Origin of the sequence: Stygiolobus azoricus (assembly GCF_009729035.1) — an archaeon.
Lineage (GTDB): Archaea > Thermoproteota > Thermoprotei_A > Sulfolobales > Sulfolobaceae > Stygiolobus > Stygiolobus azoricus.
This window is the reverse complement of sequence record NZ_CP045483.1, coordinates 1818240-1843872: the sequence shown is the minus strand read 5'-3', so window position 1 is coordinate 1843872 and position 25633 is coordinate 1818240. Positions and strand designations below refer to the sequence as shown.

General features: G+C 37.6%; 30 protein-coding genes. 16 read left to right on the top strand and 14 right to left on the bottom strand.

The window, feature by feature from the left end; genetic code table 11:
- Position 1: 1 nt before the first annotated feature.
- The 4 genes from D1868_RS10140 to D1868_RS11265 form a co-directional block, all read right to left on the bottom strand.
- Positions 2-2989 carry a hypothetical protein gene (locus tag D1868_RS10140; RefSeq protein WP_156007767.1) on the bottom strand — a complete coding sequence of 996 codons (2988 nt, stop codon included), beginning with the start codon at positions 2987-2989 and terminating at the stop codon, positions 2-4.
- 74 nt (positions 2990-3063) lie between these two features.
- The gene (locus D1868_RS10135; RefSeq protein ID WP_156007766.1) at positions 3064-3417 is read right to left on the bottom strand and encodes a DsrE family protein; all 354 of its coding nucleotides are present in this window, start codon (positions 3415-3417) and stop codon (positions 3064-3066) included.
- Complete coding sequence (locus D1868_RS10130) at positions 3410-3679, bottom strand: hypothetical protein (RefSeq protein ID WP_156007765.1); 270 nt, start codon at positions 3677-3679, stop codon at positions 3410-3412. Before D1868_RS10130 ends, D1868_RS10135 begins: the two co-directional genes overlap by 8 nt.
- A gap of 68 nt (positions 3680-3747) precedes the next feature.
- Positions 3748-3873, bottom strand: coding sequence for a hypothetical protein (locus D1868_RS11265; protein ID WP_269194906.1), 126 nt, complete (start codon positions 3871-3873; stop codon positions 3748-3750).
- Positions 3874-3955: 82 nt separating this feature from the next.
- On the opposite strand from D1868_RS11265, the gene D1868_RS10125 reads away from it, so the two are divergent.
- The 11 genes from D1868_RS10125 to thiC all read left to right on the top strand — a co-directional run bounded on the left by D1868_RS10125 (position 3956) and on the right by thiC (position 13304).
- Positions 3956-4156, top strand: a complete 201-nt coding sequence (locus tag D1868_RS10125) for a sulfurtransferase TusA family protein (RefSeq protein WP_156007764.1) — start codon at positions 3956-3958, stop codon at positions 4154-4156.
- A 56-nt stretch (positions 4157-4212) separates the two neighbouring features.
- Positions 4213-4398, top strand: coding sequence for a hypothetical protein (locus tag D1868_RS10120; RefSeq protein ID WP_156007763.1), 186 nt, complete (start codon positions 4213-4215; stop codon positions 4396-4398).
- Positions 4399-4582: 184 nt separating this feature from the next.
- Entirely contained in the window at positions 4583-4744 is a 162-nt protein-coding gene (locus D1868_RS10115; RefSeq protein WP_156007762.1) for a hypothetical protein, read from the top strand.
- Positions 4745-4914: 170 nt separating this feature from the next.
- Entirely contained in the window at positions 4915-5400 is a 486-nt protein-coding gene (gene sixA, locus D1868_RS10110) for a phosphohistidine phosphatase SixA (protein ID WP_156007761.1), read from the top strand.
- Entirely contained in the window at positions 5397-6653 is a 1257-nt protein-coding gene (locus tag D1868_RS10105) for a Ppx/GppA phosphatase family protein (protein ID WP_156007760.1), read from the top strand. Before sixA ends, D1868_RS10105 begins: the two co-directional genes overlap by 4 nt.
- Positions 6647-7291: a dTMP kinase gene (tmk, locus tag D1868_RS10100; RefSeq protein ID WP_156007759.1), complete on the top strand. Its 645-nt coding sequence runs from the start codon at positions 6647-6649 to the stop codon at positions 7289-7291. Before D1868_RS10105 ends, tmk begins: the two co-directional genes overlap by 7 nt.
- Positions 7273-7908, top strand: coding sequence for a dTMP kinase (locus D1868_RS10095; RefSeq protein ID WP_156007758.1), 636 nt, complete (start codon positions 7273-7275; stop codon positions 7906-7908). The genes tmk and D1868_RS10095 overlap by 19 nt, the downstream gene beginning before the upstream one ends.
- Positions 7905-8528 carry a CHAD domain-containing protein gene (locus D1868_RS10090; RefSeq protein WP_156007757.1) on the top strand — a complete coding sequence of 208 codons (624 nt, stop codon included), beginning with the start codon at positions 7905-7907 and terminating at the stop codon, positions 8526-8528. The genes D1868_RS10095 and D1868_RS10090 overlap by 4 nt, the downstream gene beginning before the upstream one ends.
- Positions 8529-8577: 49 nt before the next feature.
- Positions 8578-11067, top strand: coding sequence for an ABC transporter transmembrane domain-containing protein (locus D1868_RS10085; RefSeq protein WP_156007756.1), 2490 nt, complete (start codon positions 8578-8580; stop codon positions 11065-11067).
- A gap of 64 nt (positions 11068-11131) precedes the next feature.
- Positions 11132-11893 (top strand): hypothetical protein, encoded by a 762-nt coding sequence (locus D1868_RS10080; RefSeq protein ID WP_156007755.1) that lies wholly within the window; start codon positions 11132-11134, stop codon positions 11891-11893.
- A 121-nt stretch (positions 11894-12014) separates the two neighbouring features.
- The gene (thiC, locus tag D1868_RS10075; RefSeq protein ID WP_156007754.1) at positions 12015-13304 is read left to right on the top strand and encodes a phosphomethylpyrimidine synthase ThiC; all 1290 of its coding nucleotides are present in this window, start codon (positions 12015-12017) and stop codon (positions 13302-13304) included.
- A gap of 28 nt (positions 13305-13332) precedes the next feature.
- Here thiC and D1868_RS10070 read toward each other — a convergent pair whose 3' ends face one another.
- From D1868_RS10070 to D1868_RS10060, 3 genes are read right to left on the bottom strand one after another with little or no spacing between them, the layout of a single operon-like run.
- A complete protein-coding gene (locus D1868_RS10070) occupies positions 13333-14790 on the bottom strand; it encodes an MFS transporter (protein ID WP_156007753.1) in 1458 nt (485 codons plus the stop codon).
- Between the two features lie 58 nt (positions 14791-14848).
- On the bottom strand, positions 14849-15073 hold the full coding sequence (locus tag D1868_RS10065; RefSeq protein ID WP_156007752.1) for a hypothetical protein: 225 nt from the start codon (positions 15071-15073) through the stop codon (positions 14849-14851).
- 4 nt (positions 15074-15077) lie between these two features.
- The gene (locus tag D1868_RS10060) at positions 15078-15800 is read right to left on the bottom strand and encodes a lipoate--protein ligase family protein (protein WP_156007751.1); all 723 of its coding nucleotides are present in this window, start codon (positions 15798-15800) and stop codon (positions 15078-15080) included.
- 40 nt (positions 15801-15840) lie between these two features.
- Between D1868_RS10060 and D1868_RS10055 the strand changes: the two genes are divergently transcribed.
- From D1868_RS10055 to D1868_RS10040, 4 genes are read left to right on the top strand one after another with little or no spacing between them, the layout of a single operon-like run.
- Complete coding sequence (locus tag D1868_RS10055; protein WP_156007750.1) at positions 15841-17073, top strand: dihydrolipoyl dehydrogenase family protein; 1233 nt, start codon at positions 15841-15843, stop codon at positions 17071-17073.
- Positions 17057-17866 carry an aldo/keto reductase gene (locus D1868_RS10050; RefSeq protein ID WP_269194905.1) on the top strand — a complete coding sequence of 270 codons (810 nt, stop codon included), beginning with the start codon at positions 17057-17059 and terminating at the stop codon, positions 17864-17866. Before D1868_RS10055 ends, D1868_RS10050 begins: the two co-directional genes overlap by 17 nt.
- Positions 17863-18702, top strand: a complete 840-nt coding sequence (locus D1868_RS10045; protein WP_156007749.1) for a radical SAM protein — start codon at positions 17863-17865, stop codon at positions 18700-18702. The genes D1868_RS10050 and D1868_RS10045 overlap by 4 nt, the downstream gene beginning before the upstream one ends.
- Entirely contained in the window at positions 18660-19502 is an 843-nt protein-coding gene (locus D1868_RS10040) for a LipS1 family lipoyl synthase (RefSeq protein ID WP_156007748.1), read from the top strand. Before D1868_RS10045 ends, D1868_RS10040 begins: the two co-directional genes overlap by 43 nt.
- A 58-nt stretch (positions 19503-19560) precedes the next feature.
- Here the strand turns inward: D1868_RS10040 and D1868_RS10035 are convergent, their stop codons facing one another.
- The 4 genes from D1868_RS10035 to D1868_RS10020 all read right to left on the bottom strand — a co-directional run bounded on the left by D1868_RS10035 (position 19561) and on the right by D1868_RS10020 (position 22841).
- Positions 19561-19827: a hypothetical protein gene (locus tag D1868_RS10035; protein ID WP_156007747.1), complete on the bottom strand. Its 267-nt coding sequence runs from the start codon at positions 19825-19827 to the stop codon at positions 19561-19563.
- A 49-nt stretch (positions 19828-19876) separates the two neighbouring features.
- The gene (locus D1868_RS10030) at positions 19877-20818 is read right to left on the bottom strand and encodes an NAD-dependent epimerase/dehydratase family protein (protein ID WP_156007746.1); all 942 of its coding nucleotides are present in this window, start codon (positions 20816-20818) and stop codon (positions 19877-19879) included.
- Between the two features lie 39 nt (positions 20819-20857).
- Positions 20858-21232 (bottom strand): Lrs14 family HTH-type transcriptional regulator, encoded by a 375-nt coding sequence (gene lrs14, locus D1868_RS10025; protein WP_156007745.1) that lies wholly within the window; start codon positions 21230-21232, stop codon positions 20858-20860.
- A gap of 76 nt (positions 21233-21308) precedes the next feature.
- A complete protein-coding gene (locus D1868_RS10020) occupies positions 21309-22841 on the bottom strand; it encodes a hypothetical protein (protein WP_156007744.1) in 1533 nt (510 codons plus the stop codon).
- Between the two features lie 24 nt (positions 22842-22865).
- Here D1868_RS10020 and D1868_RS10015 point away from each other — a divergent pair, with 24 nt between their 5' ends.
- Complete coding sequence (locus tag D1868_RS10015) at positions 22866-23315, top strand: hypothetical protein (RefSeq protein ID WP_156007743.1); 450 nt, start codon at positions 22866-22868, stop codon at positions 23313-23315.
- 32 nt (positions 23316-23347) lie between these two features.
- Here D1868_RS10015 and D1868_RS10010 read toward each other — a convergent pair whose 3' ends face one another.
- The 3 genes from D1868_RS10010 to D1868_RS10000 are packed head-to-tail and all read right to left on the bottom strand — an operon-like array spanning position 23348 to position 25630.
- Positions 23348-24265 (bottom strand): CoB--CoM heterodisulfide reductase iron-sulfur subunit B family protein, encoded by a 918-nt coding sequence (locus D1868_RS10010; protein ID WP_156008015.1) that lies wholly within the window; start codon positions 24263-24265, stop codon positions 23348-23350.
- Between the two features lie 2 nt (positions 24266-24267).
- The gene (locus tag D1868_RS10005) at positions 24268-24960 is read right to left on the bottom strand and encodes a 4Fe-4S dicluster domain-containing protein (protein WP_156007742.1); all 693 of its coding nucleotides are present in this window, start codon (positions 24958-24960) and stop codon (positions 24268-24270) included.
- Positions 24947-25630, bottom strand: coding sequence for a hypothetical protein (locus D1868_RS10000; RefSeq protein WP_156007741.1), 684 nt, complete (start codon positions 25628-25630; stop codon positions 24947-24949). The genes D1868_RS10005 and D1868_RS10000 overlap by 14 nt, the downstream gene beginning before the upstream one ends.
- Positions 25631-25633 lie beyond the last annotated feature (3 nt).

Below are 25633 nucleotides of genomic sequence, written 5' to 3'. Positions count from 1 at the left end.
ATTAATAGAGTAAGCCTCTTGGCCTATTACCCGTAATGTGCCACATACCTATATACGGGATCAGCCCCAGTACAGCCCTTCTCTTGTCTGTTAATACTTTAACAAGGACTTCCAACATGGCAGAGTAGTAGTTATCCTTCATTTTCTCTATTTTCTGTTCCAGCCGCTTTTTATCTTCATTAATTAAGGCATCGATTAGTTGCACCAGAAGAACTTCCAGTGAGTCTGGAGGATGTCTTTCTTCTATTTGCTTTGCTATAATGCTAAAGAAATATTGTTTATCCTTACGGCCTAAAAGTATTAGACTACCAATATATATCGCGAGATCTAAGGAAGTCCCAGAAATGATTAACTCCTCCTGACGGTTGTTAAGTATAACACCAGAAAGATTGGTAATCATATCTATTGCACCCTTTATATCCGTGCTTTTTACTTGATTACACATATTCTTTAAATCCATAACATCTTGTAATATAGTCTTATACTCGTACTTCTCTCCATTAGCCAGACTTTTCATTAACTTAAGCTGGTACATTTTAATCATATCCATACAGTCCTCATCCGTATAATCACCTTCCTTTACTCTTTTCCAGACTTCAGAAAACCAGTCGTTACTCAGTTTTTCCGCTAGTTCGATCGTAGTCCTCACAGACTCAGTACTAGGATGTGTAAGTAGTAATGTATATCCAATTCCTGCATCTAATCTCTTCTTCAATAAAGTAAGCTCTTTGTAGATTAACGATGAGTTAGTTGTTGGTATAGCCATTAAAAAGTCCGAGAGAAGTAAAGCTTCATCCTTATTCAGCGATATCTCTTTCACCTTTGCAATTGACCGCCTAAATTTTTCATATAGAAAAGCAAACTTTATTAGATCCTTGCTTGACAAGGCGTAATCCGCTAGACTTCCAAATAAGATCGTGGCCCACAAGGGATCTTGAACTTCCAAATGTGCTAGTTCTCCTCTCTTATATTTAATTAAAGATTTAGGAAATATTGAATATGCATCTTGTAACCTTTCTATTTCTTCTTCCAGTCTTTCATCTTCTTCATTCATAAGGTAGTAGTATGCTATGATAGAGAAAAGTCTTGCAAAAAGCGTGTTCTCTTTTGCCCTTTTTATTAGGTCGGGTATTACACTCTTAACCCACTCGGTTCTACCGCCTTTTACCGCTGAAACCGTTATTTGTAGTGCAGTCTCAACACAATCCGGTGGTGATTGTTCACTACTCAAAACCAGCTTTATTTCAGAGACGAGCTTATAAGGAGCTAGCAATGTATCTTCTATGATCTTATTTATTTTCTCCTTTTCTATTTGTAAGGTACTCTTGAAAGTTGAGATTCTAGTTCTAAGGGACATACAGATTTCTTCTATTTTTTGTGAAGAATTTTCTATTAAAGTAGGTAGTAATTCTCCAAGAATTTCCTTGATCAGCCTATTTACTTTTTTCCCTGAGATGAGATAGTCACTAAGTTCTCCAGTATTCGGTACTTGTAGAAAGTCAAAATCCATAAGAGAGTAATAATATAACTCAATCAGAGACAGAGAGTTTTTAGGTGTTAATCTTTTAGTTATTTCTTCTTCGAGGGCTTTTTTTATTTTATTTACATCTATCACGTCTATTAGATCTGTTCCATATTCTTCTGAGATCTTTATCTTTATATCTCTGTTTATTACAGAAAACCACTTCAATACTAGATCTTTTTCATTATCAAGTTTCCTTCCACTAATCTCTAACGAAATTTTACCTAACATCCTAGGTATCGGCAGACCATAGTCTTTAGCAAGTTTCAGTAGTGGTAAATACCACAAGACTTTGTTAGGGTCAGCATCAAATATCACGTTAAACATATAATCGAAAAAGTAATCGCCAAAGTCTAAGTTCTCAGAAGTTAATAGGAAACTAAGAGGAACATCGTATACTCCCTTATCTATCTTTACTGCTAGATCTTTTCTTTCAGTAAGAGAGAATATCACTCTACTGCCAGGCTTTATTATTAAACCCTTTTTAGGGCGAATTACACGGTATAGATCATAGGTTAAAACTCCGATCAACGGTTCTTTATCGTTTAATTCTTCTGCTAGCTTCCCAATGTACTTGTAACCTTGGGAAATACCATGATAATCCACTACCTTAGCCTTGAACCCGAGTTCCTCTAACCTTTTTGTTAGTAGAGATGCGAACGTTGACTTACCCGACCTTAAATTACCCAAGATATAAACGTTTTTCCCGTTCAGTAGATTCCTTAAACTTAGATCTAACAAATCCACAAACTCTGGATATTGAGGACTTGAAAGCTCTATGTCGTAGCCAGAAGAATAATCTGATAAATTCTCTAAAGCTTTCTCACTTTCCCCGGGCAAAAGACCGAGAGAGGAGTCTAAGTAATAGTGTATAACCTCCTTCCACTTAGGGGTTAACTTTTCCCAGTCCTCTTTTAAGTTGGTTCCCCTATAAGACTCCTTTAAAGCATCGATCGGATCCTTTGATGTCGGTTTTTTGTAGAGCAATAGCTTAAACTTGTTTAACACTTTAATTTGGTCATTAAGTTTACCCCTCTCCTGAAGTCTTATTGCCTCTGCGATTAAGGGAGGAACATAAGTTACACAATTATCGAAAGGGAGAGATGAATATTCTAAGACTTTTACCTTATCAGAAATCTTATGTTTTTCTAGGATATTTAACGCTTTTTTATAACCAAATACTAGTACGTTACCGCTTAAAGTTGTCGAACCTTCACCAAGTTTAACTTTACCTCTTATTAGGTCTATTACGTAACCTCTACCTAGTATTATGCCTTCCTTTTTACTCCTTATTTCTTTGGAATAATTTTCAAGCTCGTCCCTACTGCTAAATTTGGTTGGTACTATTACTATTCTGTCATTAGTTACTTTCTTAAACAAGGATTCTATAAGCGGGGGCATTGAGATAAATATTAGCCTCTTCGAAAGGAATCTTTCCAAATTCGAGATAGACGTAATTTTTTTCATATCAATATAAACAAAGTGACGTTGGTATATAATAGTTAGCCAAAAACAATACGTGATACGGAAAAGAGAAAGACTTAAAAAACGAGGACAATTTTCGCTTCACTACTTTTTAAAGCGAACTCCGATACACCACTTATTTTCACAGGATAAGCGAGTTTCTCAATTCCCTTAACCTTCATTCCAAGCTCACAAGCAGCGATTTCCAAGTCTTTTCCAGCCATATCCATTAAATTCTCCACATAGTATTTTAACGGTTTAGCGTTAGGTAGAGTTATTTTCTCGTTCTCTTCGGTGAGCGCCTTTAATGCGTCCATAGTGAAGAACATGTAGATCTTATTTCCACTCGCAGCATAGCCTATCGCCGTCACTATACCCATGTAAATCTTCTCATGGTCTCCCGATACCATCATATTAGCTACGTCAACCATTTCTCTCCTTCATCTCCACTACTTTTACAAGATTATACCAGAATAGAGCAAGACCAACATATACAATCACGTAGCATATATATCTTGTGGCTGTCAAGTACCCATCAAACTGTGTTTGTTGAACGTATACTGCAAAGTTAGCCGTGTTCAGAGCTATCTGGTTTGCATTGGCTAAAGTGGCTTCACTGAACTTATACCAACCTATTGCAAAGAGAGAAAGTACAAGGGGAGCTACTAATCTTCTAATATATTTTGACTCCAACGTGAATCATAACCTCTCTTGCACTTTCACTGCTAAGTAAACTCCTCCCAACATTCCGAACATGAAGATTATGCAGTCATAACCTGGTCTCCTTCATATCCCCAGTCTAATTTCCTGATATTCTTAAGCATATAAAGCCTCGAAAACTTCTCTACATCTAGCAATTTGTCAGCATGATTAAACTGCAGCTCCATGAACTATAATTATTAAGGTTAATTAACTTTTAATTTCATATTTCGAAACAACTGATAAAGATGAAATCAGAAGTGAAACTTAATAGGACTGCGCTGTTCAGTTCCACATTTGATAGTGTATAATAAGCTTAGGAAGATGAATAGAGGGGATGAATTGACCGTAATAACAGATGATATAACTGTTGTTCAAAGGGATATAATACCGTTAGCAAAAGAGTTTAAATTTGTGATTAATGTCGTTAAGGAAAACGACGTTTTTAGGGTAACATTGACTCTGATGTAATAGTATACAAATGTATAGCTCTGTTTTTAAACCGTCTAGTAATATTCCTAACTTGTATGAGGACATCTCTATTATCACTGGGTTTATCATTCTCTATTTCCTCACTTTTAGTTGGTGAAATGTTTAACGAGCAAGGTTACCTCAGGATTAATAGAGAATTGATACTCATAGGTGTGGTTATTACCTTATTACTGTGGTTAGGTTTCTATCTTGGCCTTAAGAAAATAGCCCATTTTATCTGACTAAAACTGCTTGTCTAATTGTTCACACTTATTATTTGTAATAACTTTTTTACTATTTACAATAACTTTTCGGCTTTTCTACAATTAATTGAATAATATTAAACATTAGATGTTGTGTTAATATCAGCTTGAACTTTGCGGATTACTTTTTAAATGTTTTAAACTAAGTATAAGTTGATTAGAAATGTTAGGAATATCAAAGAGTCAAAAAAGAAAAGAAGAGCAGGTAAACATACCTTTATACGACCTGAGTAAACTGCCTGAGGAATACTTGAGAAACGAGTTCCCAGAGGTCTACAATAGCTTAAGAAGAAAGTACGATGTAGCGTATCCCTACTTCTACTGAATTTTTTGACCCACATCATCTCGTTTTTCAAGATTTTTATAGGTGGAGAATTAAGTAAATATCGTTAAGTCTAAATTTTCTCGTTTCTTAGATCTATGCATCACTGTATAGCCTATATAGTGTATTTATGATGTCTAAATACTTATTAACCCATGTGGAGTAAACCGCATATGTTACATCTAATAATTGTAAGACACGGAGAAGCCGAACCGAAGATAGAAAACTTACCAGATAAGGATAGAAAGTTGATTAAAAAGGGAATAAAACAGATGAGAAGAGTCGCTAATTTCATAGATATTATGGGTTATAAAATAGATAAAGTGTTTTCAAGCCCGTATATAAGGGCTTATCAATCAGCAGAAGTTATTCTTGAGGAACTTGACGAGGACTTAAAAATAGAGACGATTAAAGAATTAGAACCAGATCAAGATGTAAGCACACTCATTGAAAAGTTGAAGGAAACAAACTCCTCTCAAGCAGAACAAGTAATTATGTTAGTAGGGCACGAGCCCCACTTGTCTACATTTATAAAGAGTGTTACGGGCGGTGAAGTTGAACTGAAGAAAGGTGGAGTAGCAGTTGTAGAGATAGATCCGGCCAGCTTCAAAGGAAAACTTACTATACTCCTAACACAGAAAGTAATGAAGAGACTATGAATTATAAGGCAGTGATAGACGCTGGGTATAACTCCTTTAGGCTTTCTCTTTATTCTATATTCCCTAACCTTTCCTTTAGGCTCACAGCCTCGCTGAAGGATTACGTAAGGTTAGGATTAGGTGTAAGCGAAGGAAAACCCATACCCGAGGAGAACGTAAAGAGAGCTGAAATTACCTTGCGTAAATTCAAGGAATTCCTAGATAGAAAAGGTATAAAAGAAGCTGAAATCTTGGGGACTAGTGCCTTTCGTTACGCCAGTAACGGAACGGAGGTCTCAGACAGACTATCTAGTATTATCGGATTTCCAATAACTGTACTGTCAGGAGAGGAAGAAGGTAGGTATTCAGCTTTAGCCGTAATCAACACTTTACCAATAGAGGATGGAATAATCTTCGATTTAGGGGGCGGATCCTTAGAAATAGCCTATGTATCTCAGAGAAAGATAAGGGACGTATACCAGTTCCCCTTGGGAGGACTGAGAATGATGGACAAAAACCCCGAGGAAATAAAAAAAGAAGTGAGGATTGCCTTAGCTTCCCTGCCCTCATCAAAGGGGATACTTGTTGGTAGTGGTGGAAATCTGAGGGCTATTGCTAAAATGGATTTAAAACTTGAAGGCGAAAAACTGGATCAAATTCACGGTTACTCTGTTAGCTATGAAAGAATTGCGAAATACGCTAAGATCCTTCCATCAATGAGTATAAGCGAGAGATCACAACTACCGGGAATTGATAAAGAAAGAGCTTTAACTATTCACTCAGCTGCGATCGTCGTTAAAGAGCTCATGGAAATAATGGGGAAAGATAAAGTGATGACTTCAGCCTTCGGACTACGTGAGGGGATTCTAATTGAGTCGGAAATAGAAAATGTCGACAAGCTAAGGGAATTTTGGATGGAAGGAGTATCTTACAACTTCAACGTAGAGCCGTTCGTAGACTCATACAGAGAAGCACTTAAGGAAACAAAAGACGTAGCTGTGAGTACAGCTTTTTACCTCTTACAACTCATGAAGGCCTCTAACTTCTTGGATCCCTACATGGGATGTTATAAGGTTTTTAGGGAGATCACTATCCCAGGGTACACTGCGGACGAAATTAACGTTATTACTACCTTATGTGCTTTAGCAAAGAAGTTCAAGAAAAAGTACTATAACAAGGTGAAGAAGTTAATAGATAAGGACACAATACTCGTAAAGGCAAAGAAAGTGAAAGAGCTTCATGAAGCTTATGAGTTAGGAGTGAGAAAATGGTAGGGCATATAATAGCATTTGAGGGAATAGACGGCTCAGGTAAGTCGAGCCAAGCCAAACTACTTAGAGACTGGCTAGAAGCTAAGGGAGTTCCAGTCTACCTCACAGAATGGAACTCTTCAGAGTGGTTGCACGAGATTATAAAGGAAGCTAAAAAGAAGAACTTACTTACTCCTTTGACTTACAGCTTAATACACGCTACAGACTTCGCGGATAGATACGAGAAATACATTTTGCCTATGTATAAAGCTGGTTACGTAGTAATTTCTGACAGATATATTTACACCGCTTATGCTAGGGACTCCGTAAGAGGGCTAAGCATAGATTGGGTAGCTAAACTTTACTCATTCGCGATCAAACCAGATATAGTCTTTTTCGTAAGAGTTACAGCTGAAGAGGCTTTGAGAAGGTTAAAAGAGAATAGAAGAAAAATAAAACCGAACGAGGCAGGAGCAGATGTTTTCCCAGACTTGAAACCTGAGGAGGGATTTCTTAAATATCAAGGTGCTGTTCTCTCAGTGTACGATAAATTAGCCACCATAGAGAATTTCTATGTAATCGACGGTGAAAGAGATCCTAAATCTATTCAGATAAAAATAAGAGAAAAAGTGAGTGAGATCTTATGGAAAGAGGAATCTTAATAGCCGTAGAGGGTGTAGAAGGCTCAGGTAGGAGTTCACATCTACAAGGTATTAAAAAGTACCTCGAGGAAGAAGGTTACGGAGTAACCACTATAGGACTACAGTCCAGCCAGCTTTTAGGGAATAAGTTAAACACGGTTAAGAGAGACCTCGTTTTTCAGAGGATAACTTTATTCCTTGCTTATGCTACTGACCTTGCAGACCAGATAGAATACACCGTTAAGGAAGCCCTTAATTCTGGATTTGTTGTACTGGCTGACGGTTACGTTTATACCCTCATGGCATGGGGTTTGACAAGAGGGCTTGATAGGAATTGGATCAGTGACGTATTGTCGTTTGCAATAAAACCCGACCTAGCTATTTCTCTTGTGGCCCCGGTAAGTATTATCAGTAGGAGAGTTATAATGAAAAACGGTAAGATAGACCCCTTGGCTTCCTCCATAGACCTATGCATTAATAAGGACTTATACACATCCTTTCGGATCCACGTTAGGACTTTCCAAAAATATCTTCTTGAGATCTCAAAAACTTACGGACTGAAAGTGGTTAAAACTAACAGAAACTACGAGGAAGCCCATAAAGAAATCATCGAATACGTGAGGGAAGTACTGAAATGAAATCTGAAAAGAGACCAGAGTTTTACGCTAATGATAATTTGAGAAAAGCACTGAGATTTGACCCTTCGCCTGAATCAGTTCACGATACGAGAGTTTACTTGAGAAAATACCTGACCTTATCCTTAACGTTAAGCAGACTTTACCGTAACTTGGAGTGCATATATTACTCTAAAGAAGCCGTAAGAATTCTAGGAAAAATCAGAGATGCCGATATATCAGGTTGTATTCCGATAAACAGAGAACTACTAGCATTAAAAGTGACAAAAATACTACCTAAAATTTCTAGTTGTTACCTGCCTAAAATATACGGTAGTAGGCTAGTAGTTTTTGAAAAGATACGTGAAATATATAACCACATCCTAACAGAAGACTTCCACGAGTTCAGGAAGAAAGTTAGAATTCTATACTACCTTACGGAAAGTGTTGGGGAAGATCCTAAACCTCTAAAGGACATAAGTAGGGAATTGGGGGATATAAGAGACCAATACTTAAAGGAGGTATGCGTGTCTACCGTTAATAAAAAATTGAGTTTTGACCCAATACTGGTCGAAGAGACTAGAGCTATAGTGCGTGAAATAATAATGAGGAATGAATTTCAACACTTGAAGAAATTCGAATGAGTAAGAAAAAAGAAAATAGTATAAGCTAAAAATATTATGTCTATTAGACTTGATAGAGTTCACCGCTGATCTAAAGGATAGAAAGTTCTCTAACGTAAAAATATTAATAGATGAGGAAAATGTGGCCGTAGACGGCATAACTTATAGCCTCGATAAGATAAGGGACGTAAAATTAGTTGAGGGTTTCGGTTATAATTATATAGAGATAGACTACGCTGGGGAGAGGATAACACTCTGCGAGTTCACTAATAGAAAGAAGGATGAGATGCTAAAGTTGTATGAAATACTGAAAAGTAAGGAAGTAAAACTAAATTCAGAGAGGGATAAAGACGTTAAAGTAAGGGACTTTTTGAGATCCTTGTTAGCCCCTTATAAATGGCGTATATTAGGAGGTGTAACTGTTTCTTCATTTCTAGTTGTAATAACTTTGATCCCGCCCTACCTACTGAAACTCCTTATAAATAACGTATTTGAGGAGAACAACCCGAAGCTTTTCCCTCTACTTATTTTATTCCTCACATTAGTAAACTTAGCTAATATTCTCCTTTCTGCATTACAAAGCCTTTTGTTAAATATGAACGGACAGAGGATAATAAACGACTTGAGATTAAGACTTTATAAACACGTTTTAGGAATGTCCTCAAGCTTTATAGACAAGTATAATTCAGGAAGAATACTGTCAAGACTTACAACAGATATAAATAACACTCTATGGTTCGTAACTTGGGGAATTCCTTCTATAGTAACGAACATAGGCACTATTATCGGAGTTGGAGTTGCACTATTCCTTGTATTACCGTCCTTAGGAATTTATGCCTTAATACCTTTGCCTGTAATAATATTCGGGACTATCGGCTATAGAAAAGCGTCTAAAATTGCGTACCACAAACTTTGGAGGAGGACAGCCGATATATCGTCTCAATTAACAGACACAATACCTAACATAGACACAATAAAATCTTACACATCAGAGGAATTCGAGATATCGAGACTATCAAAACTTAGCAGAGAAGTGATAGACGCTCAGTTAAGAGTTATAAAGACAAATTTAAGGTGGTTCCCTATAATTTCAATTACAATATCCCTTGTAACGGTAATGATATGGTACTTAGGAGGTCTGTCCGTCCTAAACCACACTTTAGAGTTAGGTACGTTAGTAGCCTTTGTCACTTACACTTCGATGTTCTATCAACCTGTACAAAACCTTATAACGGCTGTGATACCGTTTACACAACAATCACTAACTTCCATGGAGAGAATAGTAGAAGTTCTTAACACTAAAAGCGAAATTAAGGAGCCTAAAAACCCCGTAAACTTAGATATAAAAGGAAATTTTGAATTCAGGAACGTTAGCTTCTCCTACGAGGGTACTAAAAAAGTAATAGAAAATTTATCCTTCTCAATAAATAAAGGAGAAAAAGTGGCTATAGTAGGGAGAAGTGGCTCTGGGAAATCAACGATTATTAAACTCCTCCTTAGGCTCTATGATCCGACAGAGGGTGAGATCCTAGTAGACGGAGTCCCATTAGAACACTTGGAGTTAAAAAACTACAGACGTCAAATAGGACTTATAAGGGCTGAACCTACGATATTTTACGGTACTGTAGCATATAACATAAAGTACGGTAAAACTGATGCAAAACCTTGGGAAATTATAGCTGCAGCCATGGCTAGCGGAGCTCATGATTTCGTTATGGAGTTACCTTTCGCCTACGACACCCACTTAGGAGAAAGGGGAAACAAGATATCTAGTGGACAAAAACAAATGATCGAAATGGCGAGACTTTTTCTTAAGCATCCTAAGGTAATAATTCTAGACGAAGCAACTGCCTCAGTTGACAGCTTAACAGAAGCAATGATAATGGAGAAGATAATGGGGGAATTTAAAGACAACACAGTCATAATTATAGCCCATAGAGCCTCCACGCTATTATATGCTGATAGAATTATAGTTTTGAAGAACGGCAAGATAGTAGAAGAAGGCGACTTAAACACACTCATAAATAAGAGAGCTGAATTCTACTCTATATTCGAAAATCAACTTAAGTATTTCCATGGAGTTCAAAAGGCAAAAAGTTCTTCCCCATCATTTTCAGATTACGTAAACGCGTTAGAGCCTGTAAAGGATATAGAGATCCTAGACGAGAGAAGAGTAAGGGTAAACGGGGTCTTATACGAAGTCGAAATGTATAAGCCTTTTCCGCTTTCAAATCCTGATTTTCTCTTAATTAAGACGAAAGAAGGGAAACTATTTACTACAGTAGGAGGCAAAGGGTATGAGAAAGTGAGAACTTATCTAGAAAAGAAATACTTTATACCTAAGATTATGAGAATCAAAAAAATAACCACTACTGGAGATGAATTTGTTTGGACAGTGAGTACAGACCGGGGAGACACTGAAATTAGGACGAGAGGAAGGGGGAGCCTGATAAGGGTCGACGGAAAGATTTTCATTATAGATACTACCGATGATGCATTCGAGATTGATCTTAGTGCATTGGATAGGAAGAGTTCACAAATAATATCTTCGATATTATAAAGAGACAAATAACCTATTTGCCTTAATGTTTTATATAAGTGTTAACAAAAAATAAATTGAATTCATGGAAATCCCGTGGAATGTAATCTCAGATAAGGACATATCTTTAAGTAAAAGTGAATTCACTGAATCGATAAAGAACTTAAAACCAATATATGAAGACGCTAAAGAAATAGTAGAAAAATATAAGAAACTAAGAGGAAAAATTTTCTATCAATTAACGTTCTTAATTATGCCATTTGTTACCATTTTAGTGGTAACCGAGAAGCTATTTGAGTACTCAATTCTATTATTGATCCCTATGAACTACTTCCTCGGCGTCTTGTTGACGTACCTATTGAATGAGAGAAAGTACATAATCTTCACAATTGTTTACGTATTGCTCTCTTTACTGATGGGGCATAGTATCATAAAATACACTTTGCTAGCATCTATAATATTGCTTTCTTGGGGGTATTTTGCAAATCTAAATGAGAAGATTTATCTTAGTTGGTCATCCTACGCCTCTAACTTAATGGCCAGTTGGAGTGATATCGAATATTACAACAGTGATTCGACAATTATAAGACTCAGAAAAGGAATATCAAGAATCTCTCCTTATAGGGCAGACCTAGAATCCTTACTCATAATAGGAAAGTTGAAAGTAAGGGCATATATTTCAGTATTTGCCTTGAGGAAGGGGAGAATCGGTTATATCGTCATACTAAAGGTGAAGAGATACACTCTATTCTCCGATAAATTGGTAATCCTTATGCCTCTAGTATTTGATAAAATTAAAGAATTTCTAACCGAGATTTTTAATAAGAAAGAATGGGAATTAGGTTAGAAAAAATAACTATTAATAAAATTTTTAGGCTTCCTAATGGATTTACTGTCTATTTAATCTATATAGTTGTCCACTTTAGAATATAATAATGTTTATAAGTTACTTATTCCAATTCAAACTTATGTCGATAATCGAAGAAGCGAAGAGAGGTAATATTACGGACGAGATGAAAGCTATATCAAAGTTAGAGCTAATCTCTCCAGAAAAGGTAAGAAGTAGAATCGCAGATGGAAAGATAATATTGATAAGAAACGTGAAAAAACCGAGCAAAAGGTTAGTAGCTGTAGGTAAGGGTGTTACGACAAAGATCAACATAAACATAGGTACTTCAAGCGAAGTAGTTGACGTAGAAATGGAGTTAGAAAAGGTGAAAGTAGCTAACAAATTAGGGGATACACTTATGGACTTATCGACTGGCGGAGATTTAGACGAGATCAGAAGGAAAATTATCCAAAACAGCGAAATTCCCGTAGGAACCGTCCCGATTTACCAAGTATTCATAGAGTCGTTCAAAAAGAGGTCTGGAGGAGCTTATTTCACTGAAGATGACCTATTGAATACCGTCGAAAAACAACTGAGAGATGGAGTAGCATTTATGACCATACATGCTGGCATTACAAAAGATCTCGCTATTAGAGCCCTGAAGAGCAGGAGAATAATACCGGTAGTCTCAAGAGGAGGCGATATGATAGCCGGTTGGATGATACATAATGATTCTGAGAATCCTTATAGAAAAAATTGGGATTATATACTTGAGATGTTTAAGGAATACGACGCTACAATTTCGTTAGGAGATGCGTTAAGACCTGGAGCTACAGCAGATGCACATGACGAGTTTCAAGTAAGTGAGTTGCTAGAAACTAGCAGACTAGTGAAGGACGCAATAAGTAAAGGTGTCCAAGTCATGGTAGAAGGACCCGGACACATGCCCCTTAACGAAGTCATATGGGACGTAAAGCTAATGAAGAAGCTGACAGGCGGAGTACCGTATTATGTATTGGGACCCTTACCTACGGATGTAGCAGCTCCTTATGATCATATTGCATCAGCTATAGGTGCTGGTCTTGCCGCCTCTGCTGGCGCTGATCTATTATGTTACTTAACTCCTGCAGAACATTTAAGCCTACCTACGGTCAAACAAGTCGAAGAGGGTGCAATAGCCTATAGAATAGCAGCTCATGTGGGTGATATCGTAAAACTCGGTAAAAAAGCTAGAAAGTGGGACGACAAAGTAAGTACGTACAGAGGTAGGTTAGAATGGGACAAAATGATATCTCAGCTTATAGATCCAGATAACGCTTATAGAGTATATACACAGTTTGGAAAACCTAAGGTAAAAGCTTGTACTATGTGCGGTGGATATTGTCCGATGATGTGGGCGATGGAACAAGTTAAAAAGGTTAAAGAGTGAGAATTTTTCAAAAAACCATTTTAGCTTTTTACTCTTTTATTACTTCTTTTGCAACTCTTTGCCCTAATTGTATATTCCTAGATGCTAAAGATAGGGCACTCATCACTATAGCTATGCCCATTGCTATTAAATAATTTAGGGAGAAGCTGAAATCAGACGGAATCATTACCGGTATGTAGCTTATCTGACCATTTATCACGACTGGATAAACTATACTGGTTTCAAAAGTCCCCATTATAGCTCCAGCTACAGCAGGTCCTAAAGTCCCGCCTAAAAGCCTGAATACCGTGTTTAAAGAGGTCGCTATACCCATGTATTGCCTTTCAACTGAGAAGACAAGAATGTTAATCAGGGACACGTTCAGGAGGGCAGCAGCCAAGTTGGAGATTGAAGCAAATAGTATTATAGTCCCTAATCCACCCTTCCCTACAATTAACGAAAGGATTAAGTAAGAAGGAATAAGTAAGAAGGAACCAAATATCAAGATCGGTCTCGGGCCTTTCTTAGATATAAACCGACCACCAGCTACGCTACCTACCATCTGAATTAAAGCTAAAGGAACTAGCCATAATCCAGTAGACAGAATATCTAAGTCAAAACCAACAGGCTTAGGTTCTTCTAGTAAATATGTGAGTGTCTGATAAGCCATAAATAATGCAAAACCAGCTACTATAGCAGCTATATTAGCAACTAAAACGTTTCTCCTGTTCATTAGACTTAATGGCATTAACGGAGATGATGAAATCTTTTCTTCATAAAAGAATACTACAAATAGAAGTAGAGATGTTATTATTGAACCTATTGTCTCTAGTGAAGCCCATCCGTAAGTCGGACCTTCGGTTAGTCCAAATATCAACGTTCCCAAAGCTGATCCTAATAGAATTACTCCTAGATAGTCTATCTTAGTTTCTAGCCTCACTTTAGATTCCCTAATGAAGAAATGAATTAAGAGAGCCAATGTTATTACTACTGGGATAACCGTATGATATGTATACTGCCAACCAAAGTTCTGTGCTATGTAACCTCCTAACGGTAGGGCTATGGCACTTCCTACGCCGAACATAGCGCTTACCAAGCCTTGCGCTCTAGGAACGAGATTAGGAGGAAATTCCTCCCTGATGAGGCTGAATGCCAAAGGGAACATAGCTAAACCTAAACCTTGAATTGCCCTGAAAATTAAGAGAGCCGTAAAATTAGGCGAAAAGCCCGTTAGCGTCACTCCAAGCGCGTAAATCCATATTACTATCTCCAATATCCTCTTCTTACCAAATATATCTCCTAGTTTACCCGCTATAGGATTCATCACCGTACCAGTCAACAGATATATCGACAATACCCAACTAACAGTAGCTGATGAAACCCCAAACTCACTTGCAATTGAAGGCAATGCTGGAATTAACATTCCCTCAGTATACATAACGGCTACAGCTAGCGGTGCCAGAATTACTAAAGCCCTATAAGCATATTTAAGATCGTACGTTGACATACTTAGATATATCTAAATCCATGAGTTATAAAAAGTTATGTAACACTGGCTCTTCTAATTAAGATGAAGTTCTCCTACACTCCTCAACGGCATTATATAACTCACTTATTTCAACGCCTAAGATAACTGCCTTACAGCCTTTCTCTCCTCTCGATAAACATATCTCCAGATTTTCTAACTCCTCCTCTGAAGCGAAGAAATCCCCAGTTATCTCCACCTTATCACCGTAAACTCTCACAATTACAGTTTTACCTTGCCTAGACCTAAAAGAGACCTCACACATCTTCTCACCTAATATAAGTCCAGTTGGGATTAGTATACTTCCACTTCAACTGATTTGATATTTCATATTCAATCTCAGTTAGTTCCCCTTCCTCTAGTTTAAACACCTCGGAGAATCCTTTAATCAAGGCGTTCAAAGCTTTTTCCCTACTTATCTTTTCGCCTAAAATAGCAGATATAGTAGTCACCCTAGTTTTAGGCTTTCCCCTATCAACTTCTTTCACTCTAGGGACTTTTATCACATCCATTAACTCGAGGTTAGTGTCAAACATAAAAGTCCCGTGAACAACTACAGCCCTCTTCTTCATGGCACCAGCCATACCTACAACCTTCTTTCCCTCTATCACCACGTCGTTTATCGGCGTAAACTCTCCTTTCACACCGAACTCTTTAATAGCTGAGATGAGACCCTCAGCAACTATTTTATAAGCTTTCATTATATCGTTCATTTTGAGTACGACCGTCCACGTTATCTCCCCCTTTTCGTCATGTAGTGCAGGACCTCCTCCGGTGAACCGTCTCACCAAAGGTATCGAATACTTTCTGAGGAGGTCTTCGTTAACCCAATCTCTCACCGCTAAAAACCTCCCTATGGATAGTATTGTAGGAGAAAAATTCCAAAGCCTAAGGGTCTCTGGAATAATATCTCTATCTAGAAGTATTAACATCGTCTCGTCCAAAGCCATTTGTCTGTCTCCACGATTCCCACCCTCTATGACCAATCTCATACAAGTTATTTTTTTTAAGGTATAAGTAGTATATTAATCTATGATAACGATAGTAGGCTCAGGAGCGGCTGGAGTCTACGCAGCATTAACAGCTGCTTCTTTAGGGGAGAAAGTGACAGTGGTTGAAGAGAGGGAAAAGTTAGGTGGGACTTGTGTATTATTTGGCTGTATTCCGTCTAAAGCGATGCTCCATCCTTTGGCTCTAGCTTATTCTCTAGATAGAATAGGGAAAACTTTGAACTTCAGCTACTTAGAACTCACTAAACTTGCTAAGGACGCAATAAACCAACTCTCAAAAGGCTTAGAATACATATTAGAAAGCCACGATATTAACGTTATACATGGAAAGGCGTCTCTAAAAGGTGGGAAAATCGAAGTTAATGGACAAACTCTTAACTCAGAAAAGGTAATAATAGCTACCGGGACTATAAAGCCCTCTGGGGCGTTAGCTGCAGACGACCTTCCATATCTCGATAAAGATTTCAACAAAGTTGTAATAGTAGGAGGAGGAGTAGGAGGAGTAGAATATGGATGGCTCCTTAGAATGATAGGAAAGGAGGTCCACATAGTAGAAAAAGAGGATTTACTTCTCCCTAAACATGACCCAAACTTAAGGAAAAGTGTAACTAATTACTTCTCGAAGCTGGGGATTAAACTCCACATGGGAGTAGAGGCTAAAATTGATGGAAACGCGGTGATCACATCTAAGGGAGAAAAGATAGAAGGAGACTTCGTTCTTCTTAGTTTTGGCAGAAAACCCAATTTAGAGGGATTTGAAGAATTGAGGAGAGATAAATGGCTTTTGGTAAACGAATACATGGAGACCTCTCTAAAAAATGTTTACGCTGCTGGAGATGTAACCGGATCGTTTACTGCACATGAAGCGATTCACGAGGGGATCACGGCTGCACTGAACGCATTAGGCAAAAGGAAAGCATATGACGGATCAGTTGTACCTAAAGTAATATACACAATGCCTCAAATAGCATATATTGGAAAAACAACTGGGAATTGTAAGAAAATTGATATGGTCACATTACCTAGAGCTATTGCTGAGAAGGAAACAGAGGGGTTTTTGAAGATTTGTGAGGAAGGAGGAAAAATAGTCGGTGCTGTTGCGTTTTCTGAGAGAGCCGAAGAAATCATAACAATTATAGGGATTGCGATGAAATTCGGAGTAAGTATAAGTTCTCTCCTAGACTTTCAGTTCCCTCATCCCTCATATCTAGAGGCAATATGGGAATTAGTGAGGACTTTTGAAGGAATTATGTGATAAGAAGGTAAGCGAAATTGGTCTAGGTACGTGGAAGATGGGGGGAGGCTTCTGGACTGCCGATTACTCAAACGACGATAAATACATTGAAGCTATTTCCTATGCTATATCAAAGGGAATTAACGTCATAGATACTGCAGAGATGTACGGAGGAGGACATACCGAGGAACTGGTGGGGAAGGCAGTTTTAAACTTTCAAAGGGACGACGTTTTCATAATAACTAAAGTCTGGAACAACCACTTAAAATACGACGACGTAATCAAGTCCGCTACCAATAGCCTTAAACGTCTGAACACTAAATACATCGACCTATACCTCATCCATTGGCCCAACCCTTCAGTTAAGCTCTCAGAAACCCTCGCCGCAATGGAAGAGTTAGTTGATAGGGGAATAGTTAGATGTATAGGAGTGAGTAATTTCGACCTAAAATTACTAAAGGAGGCTATAACGTTAACTAGGAAATACGAGATAGTTGCCGACGAAATAGAATATAGCATATATAACCTCTCCCCAGAAAGAGACATAATACCATTCGCTAAAAAGAACGGTATCGAGATAATAGCTTATTCTCCACTAGGTCAAGGGCGAATAACAACTGAGAACAGATTGTATGACATAGCACAGAAATACGGAAAAACCGTGGTTCAAATAGCATTAGCATATTTGAAGAAAAATGCTATTCCAATACCTAAATCGGCAAACAAAAAACATATTGACGAAATAGCCGAAGTCTTAAAGTTCGACTTAAGTGATGAGGATGCAAATGAAATCAGGAGGAGAGTGTCTGAATGAAAGTACTAGTCTCTGCTGGGACTTATTACTTCATAAAGAAGGGCATTAAAATAAGTAATACTGCATACTTACTTCAGAGCAGTGGATGCAATGCCTCATGTAAATTCTGCACTCAGTCAGTGTTAAGCAATGCTGACAAGACTTACCTTTCCAAGGTGAAGTGGTACCCCGTGGAACTGGAAGAGATTAAAGACTCGTTGAATAGCTTTACTAGAGTTTGTTTACAAACGGTGATTAAGGAGAAGTTCGAAGACGAGGTTATCGAGATAATGTCAAAAATAGACTCTAAACACAAGTCCGTTACAATAACCCCCGTAGACAAACAGTACTTAATTAAATTAAAAGAAGTAGGGGTTGATTATCTGGGCGTCGGCTTAGACACAGTTAAATCAATGTGGAGAGAAGTTGGGAAGCCTTATTCTTACGAGAAATATATTAAGTTTATAAAGGATGCTATCGACGTCTTCGGCCGTAAACATGTTTACGTGCACCTCATAGTAGGTCTTGGTGAGAGTGAGGAAGAAATAGTCAACACTATGAAAGAACTTTACGCTCTTGGGGCTGAAGTAGCCCTTTTCGCCTTCACCCCAGTAAAGGGGACGCCGTATGAAAAAAAGGAGAGACCTTCACTGGAGTACTACCGCAGGATACAAGCCTTGAGGTATAAACTATCCACTGGTAAAGATGGTGAGGAAGCATTCCTTACCTCCGGTTGTCCTTCTTGTGATAGACCTTATTATAATGAAAGTCCTTTGGATAAAGAATTATATAATATACCGTTGAGGGATTACAAATGGTTCTTGGCTTCATCACATTCAGGAAGTTCGCTGTCATAAGCATAACTGGGGGGAGTTGTTCTCTCAATTGCTTTTACTGCACTTCTAAGTACATAAGCTCCATGGAAGGGGTCATGACTCCAGAAACCATGCACAAATACGTTAAGAAGAGATACGAGATGGGGGTTAAAGGCTTTCTAATAAGTGGTGGTTTTAATAAGAGAGGAGAACTACCAATAAGACCTTATTTACCAGTTCTGAAAAGGTTAAAGAAGGAGAACCCGGATATAATATTTAACATTCACCCTGGACTCCTTGACAAGAGCACAATAGAAGAGTTAAAAGATGTAGTTGACATAGTTGACTACGAGTTCGCCTATTCTCCTAAAGCCTTCCAGTCCAAAGGACTCTCTGGGAGAAGCAGAGAAGATTATCTGAAAGTCTTAGAGATGCTGATAGATTACGGACCTAAGTATATCGTACCTCACATAATGCTTGGACTACCTAACGATGACGTAGCTGAAAGTATAAAGGTAGCTTCCTCCTTTAAGCCTTATCTACTTAACTTCCTAGTGTTTATACCCACGAAGGGTACACCTTCTCAGGTATTTAAAGTCCCTGAGGTAGAAGAAACGGTAAAGATGATAGAGTTGGGGAACAGACTAATGCAAGGCAGAGTGAGTTTGGGTTGTATGAGACCTCATGCTATAAAAGATAAATTGGACAAGATTTCAGTAGAAAAGGGTTTAGTTCAAAGGATAGCTAACCCATCACCGAGGGTTGTGAAAGAATTTAATCTTCCTATGTATGACGCATGTTGTAGTCTTCCAGAAGAGTACTTAGAATATTTTAAGCTTTAGGAATTCTAGCTTTTTGGCCTTCTTTAGTCCCTGCTTAACTTAAATTAACAATCTTCTCTTATTCACTCTTTTCTTCATTTATTTCACTCTCTTCCTCTTCTTCATTTTCTCTCGACCTAGTTAAGAAATGGTGATGTTCTAAATTAAATCCTTGTTCTAACATTACACTCGAACTAGCATAGGACAAATAGGGTCTTTTCTTACCCTTCACTGGAATGTGTAAGAACATCCCTCCCAGGTTGAGAGCCAACGTAGGATTAGCTCCCTTAGGTTGGAATGTTAAACTTATGTCCTTGTCTATTTGATGTCTGTATATGTGAGGCATTTTAATTATCATAATCTCGAAAGAAGAAGATTATAAATTTTTAGCTAAGTCACGTTGGAATTAACCTTCCCTCCCTATCAAGTTCAGACAAGAACTTAGCGTTCTCTACAAGCTCAGGCTTATCAAACTGTAAATTCGGTACAATTTCTTTAAATATAGAACAGTCAAAGATAGTCCCTGAGTACTTTAATAACTGTCTTACATCTGAGGGAAGAGAGGCCTTAGCTATAAACGTTGGGATTTTAATCTTTACAACCTTCCTATTTAATGCTTCAGCATAGATTTCGAATAACCTAGTGATATTTATTGGTTCGCATTCAGTTACATAAAAGTAATTCTTTGACGGACTTTTACCTTCAGTTATAGCTGCAATTCCTTGAGCCATATATCTAGCACTTATCGGCATAAAAGATATGTTAATATCAGGAAGAAGCCCTCTTTTAACTAACTTATATATAGTCACGAATTGGACGTGGGCCGCAAATCGTCCGTAAACCAGTGTAGGCCTGAATATAAACCCCTTGTCTCCTAGAATTTTATATACGGAGAGCTCTCCCTCTAACTTAGTTTTCTCGAAAGTAGACTGAGGTTTCAAACCATCTCCTAACTTTTCTTCAACTTTCACAAACCCCGTAATACCGTAAGTAGATGCACTAGTGTGGATCATTAACTTTCCAAACTGCCTAGCTACTTCTGCTATTCTTGTAGGGACTTCATAATTAGATCGCCTCAAATCCTCAGGTTTACCGCTGATTTCCCCTATGAAGTTAACTACGAGATCGTGCTCTTTAACAGCATTATTCAACTTGTCCATGTCTTTCAATACGTCTAACTGGATTACTTCAACGCCTTTTTCCTTTAACGTCTTAACGTATACTTCTTTCACGGGATTCAAATTCCTATAAGTTACTGTCACCTTATAGTTCTGAGAAAGGTAATAAGCTACATTAGTAGCCAAAAAACCTAAACCCGTTATCAGAATACTCTTCATAGAAGTAAAAATAGATGCGATGAATAAATTAATTTATTCTTAACTTTCTAAATCCTTAGGTATAATATTACTGAAAAGTTCAGCACATCTCCTAAAATCATTTGTGATCTTTTCGATTAATCTCTCCACGGGAATTGATTTGTAAATGTATCTGGGCCTACCTCCTTTAGAGGAGGAGTCTTTCATCCTCTCGACAAAACCTAAAGATACTAACTTGTTTACGCTCCTATTTATGGAAGCCTTAGATATTTTCAGCTGCTCAGCTAACATATCCTCGTTTTTCCCGTCGCTATTTAGTAGTGCTTTAAGGACTTGAAAATCAGTATCCGAGAGGTCATAACAGAAACTCAAGGCTTCTACTAGACCGACTTCTTTTCCCGAAGGTAATCTGACCCTACTTATTTCCAATTCCATAGTTAATCACATTATATAATTAAAATACACATATTTAAATCTTTGTATTTTAAGTTAATAGCTGACAGAGTGATAATTACCTTTTGATTATATTTCTCAAAATTAATATGATAATTACTGCTATTCCTACTAAAGCTAATACAAATGCAGAGGCGTCTAAACTTCTGTGGGGACTCCCCCGTGTAGTATGATATGTAGTCTCAGTCAAAACCAAGGTGGTACTTCCGTTTGTCAGCTTTACCACTACCTTATTATTTCCGTAGGTTACTGTATAGTACCCTGCCGGGAGTATAATTATAGTATATGATGATGTAATATCAGCGTGTACTGTTAGTCGATAATTGTCTAATGGAGTGTAAAATAATGTGATTGTAAGGTTTAAGGGGACTACCGAGGCCTCTAGGCTAAGGCGCTGATATACGGGGCTAAATAATACAGTATAGTTACCATAAGATTTGACATAGAAAGGTAGTACTGAATAAAACGACATCTTAGAAAGGTTAAAAACTTCCACAGAGGGTTTATCAGTATAGTATAATATACCACTGTCATTGATTATCCAAATGGATTCAGGGGGTAAACCCACTTCTCTAACCCTTACAAATGTCATATTATTCGGCACTAATATGGAGAGATTATTGCCCATTACGATCCCGTCATAATAGTAAATAGGAGTAAAATTATATTGAGGACTTAACTTTTCTAAGTTAAGGCCGTAGACCGTATTGTTAATGATCACGTATTGATTATCAAGAAAATTATAGTATTTACCTATAAAGATTAGATGCTTATTATCCAATAAGTATCCATTGGAGAAGAAAACATATAGAGAACCGTTGTAGGAGTAAATTTTAGTTATACCGGACGAGAAGTTGAGTCTATAAATTACGGTACCATCTTCATATAAAGTACAGTTCCACTCATAGAAATAGTTGCCTTGATAGAAATAAACAGAGGTCACGTTAGAGTAGCCCAGGTTATATATAGAGGGGTATATTACGTTACCTTGTCGATCCAAGATTACATTATTAACCACTGTGGCGTTCTCGAACACCTTCAGATCGTTAATGGAAAGGTTCAATGAATTTATCACTGCGTTCGATAAACTCGATATTATGACCTCCGAGTTATTATATTGAACTAAATAATTGTTTATTATTTCAGCGTTCATATTAGGAAAATAGGGCGAGACATATATTACCATCTTTACGGTCAGAGGAAAAGACATTGGAGGAATATAAGTAATATTAGTCGAATTAAGGACTAATAATGCTGGATAAAAAGAGGGTAATATTAGTCCATAATACCCAGACTGGTTAAGAAATATAAGTACGTTGTGCTCGAAGCTCTCAGGATATTGTTTTACACCCCAAGGATACACTATCGGCTGAGAGAGTCCAATTATCCTCGTAAAGTTTATTTGGGTGATAAATAAGATTTCTCTAAAAGGATTTTCTAGCATAACACTTCCATTTGAATATACTATTAGTATATTACTCCCACATTGCTTAACAAAACTTATCATTCTTCCTTGAGAACCTACTGAAACGTTAGCCAAAGTCAATAGGGATACCAAAATGACTATAATACCGATAATCGAAATCTTCATATTCAAACAAATAGATTAAAAGTTGTGGAGTTTAAAGGTATCCTCATTGAAGAGGAAGACTTGTTAAGAACAGGCAAGATTAGTGATGAAATAAGAAAAAAACTTGAAAGAGAAGGGTTTAAGATAGTAAAGAAAAAGGGAAACGAAAACATAATCACCACTTTTGAAGAGGATAAAACTAGCCTAGTCTGCGACAAAGAAGAAATAATTTTCAGACTCCTACTCCTCTCTTCCACTATAACTAGAATCATAATAACAGAAAAGATAACGACAGTGGTTATGTTCACGGGAAGAAAAAGCATAACACATTCATTTAGGATAAACAGAGCGACCGCATTAGAGGGCTTAAGGAAGACTTATATAACTTCTAAATCTTCTCAGGAATTCCTACAGAATTTTTTCAAATACCTTCATGAAAATAACGACGATGCGGTTTTAGGGTGGTTGAGAGAATTCCTGAAAAATAAGAGCTAAGTGAAGAAGAAAAGGAAAAAGAAGTTAACTCTTTAAACAAATCTCTTCAAAACTTGCATCGGATTTGTAACATTAGCCGTCAGTAACGCTTCGTCAGGTGAATGACCAAATGCGAACGCTAATAACTGGCTGAAGTACACTATAGGCATTCTCAGATCTTCACCGTATCTTGCGGCAATCTTGTTCATATTAGTCTCTAAAGCAACACCACCTAATGGGCAATCCACCACTAGGAGTTCGGCACCGTTCCTTCTTGCTTCCTTCAATATTCTTGCTTCTAAGTTCAGAGCTACGTCTGGATCAGAATATACATGTGGACCTCCACAACACATTGTCTTTGCTTCAAACGGCACTACCTCGGCTCCAGTAGCCTTTAATAACTCGTCCATGAAGAACGGTCTTTCAGGGTCATCCTTGATCTTCATGTATCCAGTTAAGATGAACTGCTTCGGTCTTGCGTATAGACAGCCATAATATGGAGCTACCTTTAGACCATTAAGTGGTCTCTTTACAAGGCTCTTTACACCTTCAGGACCTGCAGTATTGTATATAAACTCTACGGCATGTATCATTAACAATTGTAGATCATAAGGCTTCTCACCCATTTTCTCTAAGTACATATTTACTTTTTCTCTCAACTTAGGATACTTAGTCATGTAATAGTGAGTTCTCGATAGTGAATAATGACAGCCTGGGCATGCAGACATTACAGCATCTGCTCCCATTTGTCTTGCTAAAGATAAGTTCCTAGCTGGAAGCAGTAATCCTGCCATAGTATTTACGTTCTTAACCTCTAGTGCACCACAACAGTTGTAATCCTCTATTTTCTCGTACTGAAGCCCAAGATCCTTAGCTACTAACGCTAAAGATACTTCGTAGGACTTACCCATTCCGTCTAGTGAACAGCCTGGGTAGAATGCTACTTTACCGTAAGGATTATTTAGTCTCATGGTCATTCTGCTCTCACCTCCTCCTTCATTGCTTCCTCTAATACTTTCTTTACCCTATCCCAGTTCTTAACTTTACTTGGTTTCATTAACTCCTTAAACAGACCAGACCTCAACATAGCTCCACTCATCATTATAAGATCTTTTATTCCCAATGATACGAATCCAGCCTTAGCTGATGCTGCTCCGAGAGTTAATTCCGATATTCTTCCTCCATTATTCATAACTGTCTCAAGGAATAACTCGTCGAATATTGTACCAGGATCCTTCTTAACTAGCCCGTGCTTTAGCAAATAATTATGGATTGCATGAACTACTTCCTCAACTAGAACACCTTTAGGACATCTGTGGGTACACTTCTGACAAGACACACATCTCCATATACTGTTCTGTAGTTCTATCAATGCTTGTTTATCACCTTTTCTAGCGAGGTCTATGAATTTTCGCGGACCGTAGTTAGGATCGTATTCTCTCATAGTACAACCTGAAGTACAAGTACCGCATTGCCAACAAGCGCTGATTGTATATCCTTCTAGAGTGTTAGCGATCTCGTCCCATACACTAGGGTCATAACCCGTTTGTGTTCTCTCTACTAAAAATGCGTTCCATGTACCGTCTATTTCTACTCCATCCACTATTACTTTATCTTTTTGAATTACACCTTTTATTATAGATTTTTCCAACTCAGGAATGGGCATATTTCACCACCTTTAAGAAGGGTTTTAACCCTAAAACCAAGGCGGTTGTGGAAAGATGAGTGGGGAGTAACCCCGCCGCCTTTTTATCTATTGCAAGGTGTGTAGTGTAATCTAAATACCTTACGTACGAATAGACCAAAAAAAGTGTAGTGGGATAATAATTTGAGGTATCTAAACCAAAAATTGATAAAATACTTTTTAGCTCATTCACTGCAGATATAAAATCATTCTTGTTCTTTAAGGTCACGTTATCCTTAAGGACATAAGTTATTGAACCCGAATTCTTCTCTTCATTCCACACCCATCTATTCCATAGGGGGAAATCTGTAGGCTGAAGATAATGTAAAAGCTCCCTAGCCATATCCCTCGAATCTTTTAATTCCATCCCCTTTACGGAGTTTATAAATATGTTAACTCTATCATCATAAGGTAGAGAAGTATCCTTCATCTTGGAGTACAAGGCGGAAAATTCAGACAAGGGAGTACTTTCAGCCACTTGAGAATAAAACTTCTTGTGATGGAAAAATACCTCAAATAGTTTTTTACGATCTTCCTCAGTCCTAATTTCTAAGTTCATGAGGAAATCAGATTTCATTTTCATAGCATCCAAAATTATAGAGAAAGATTTCTTAGGATCACTATAAGTATTATTTACATCCTTATCTAACATTGC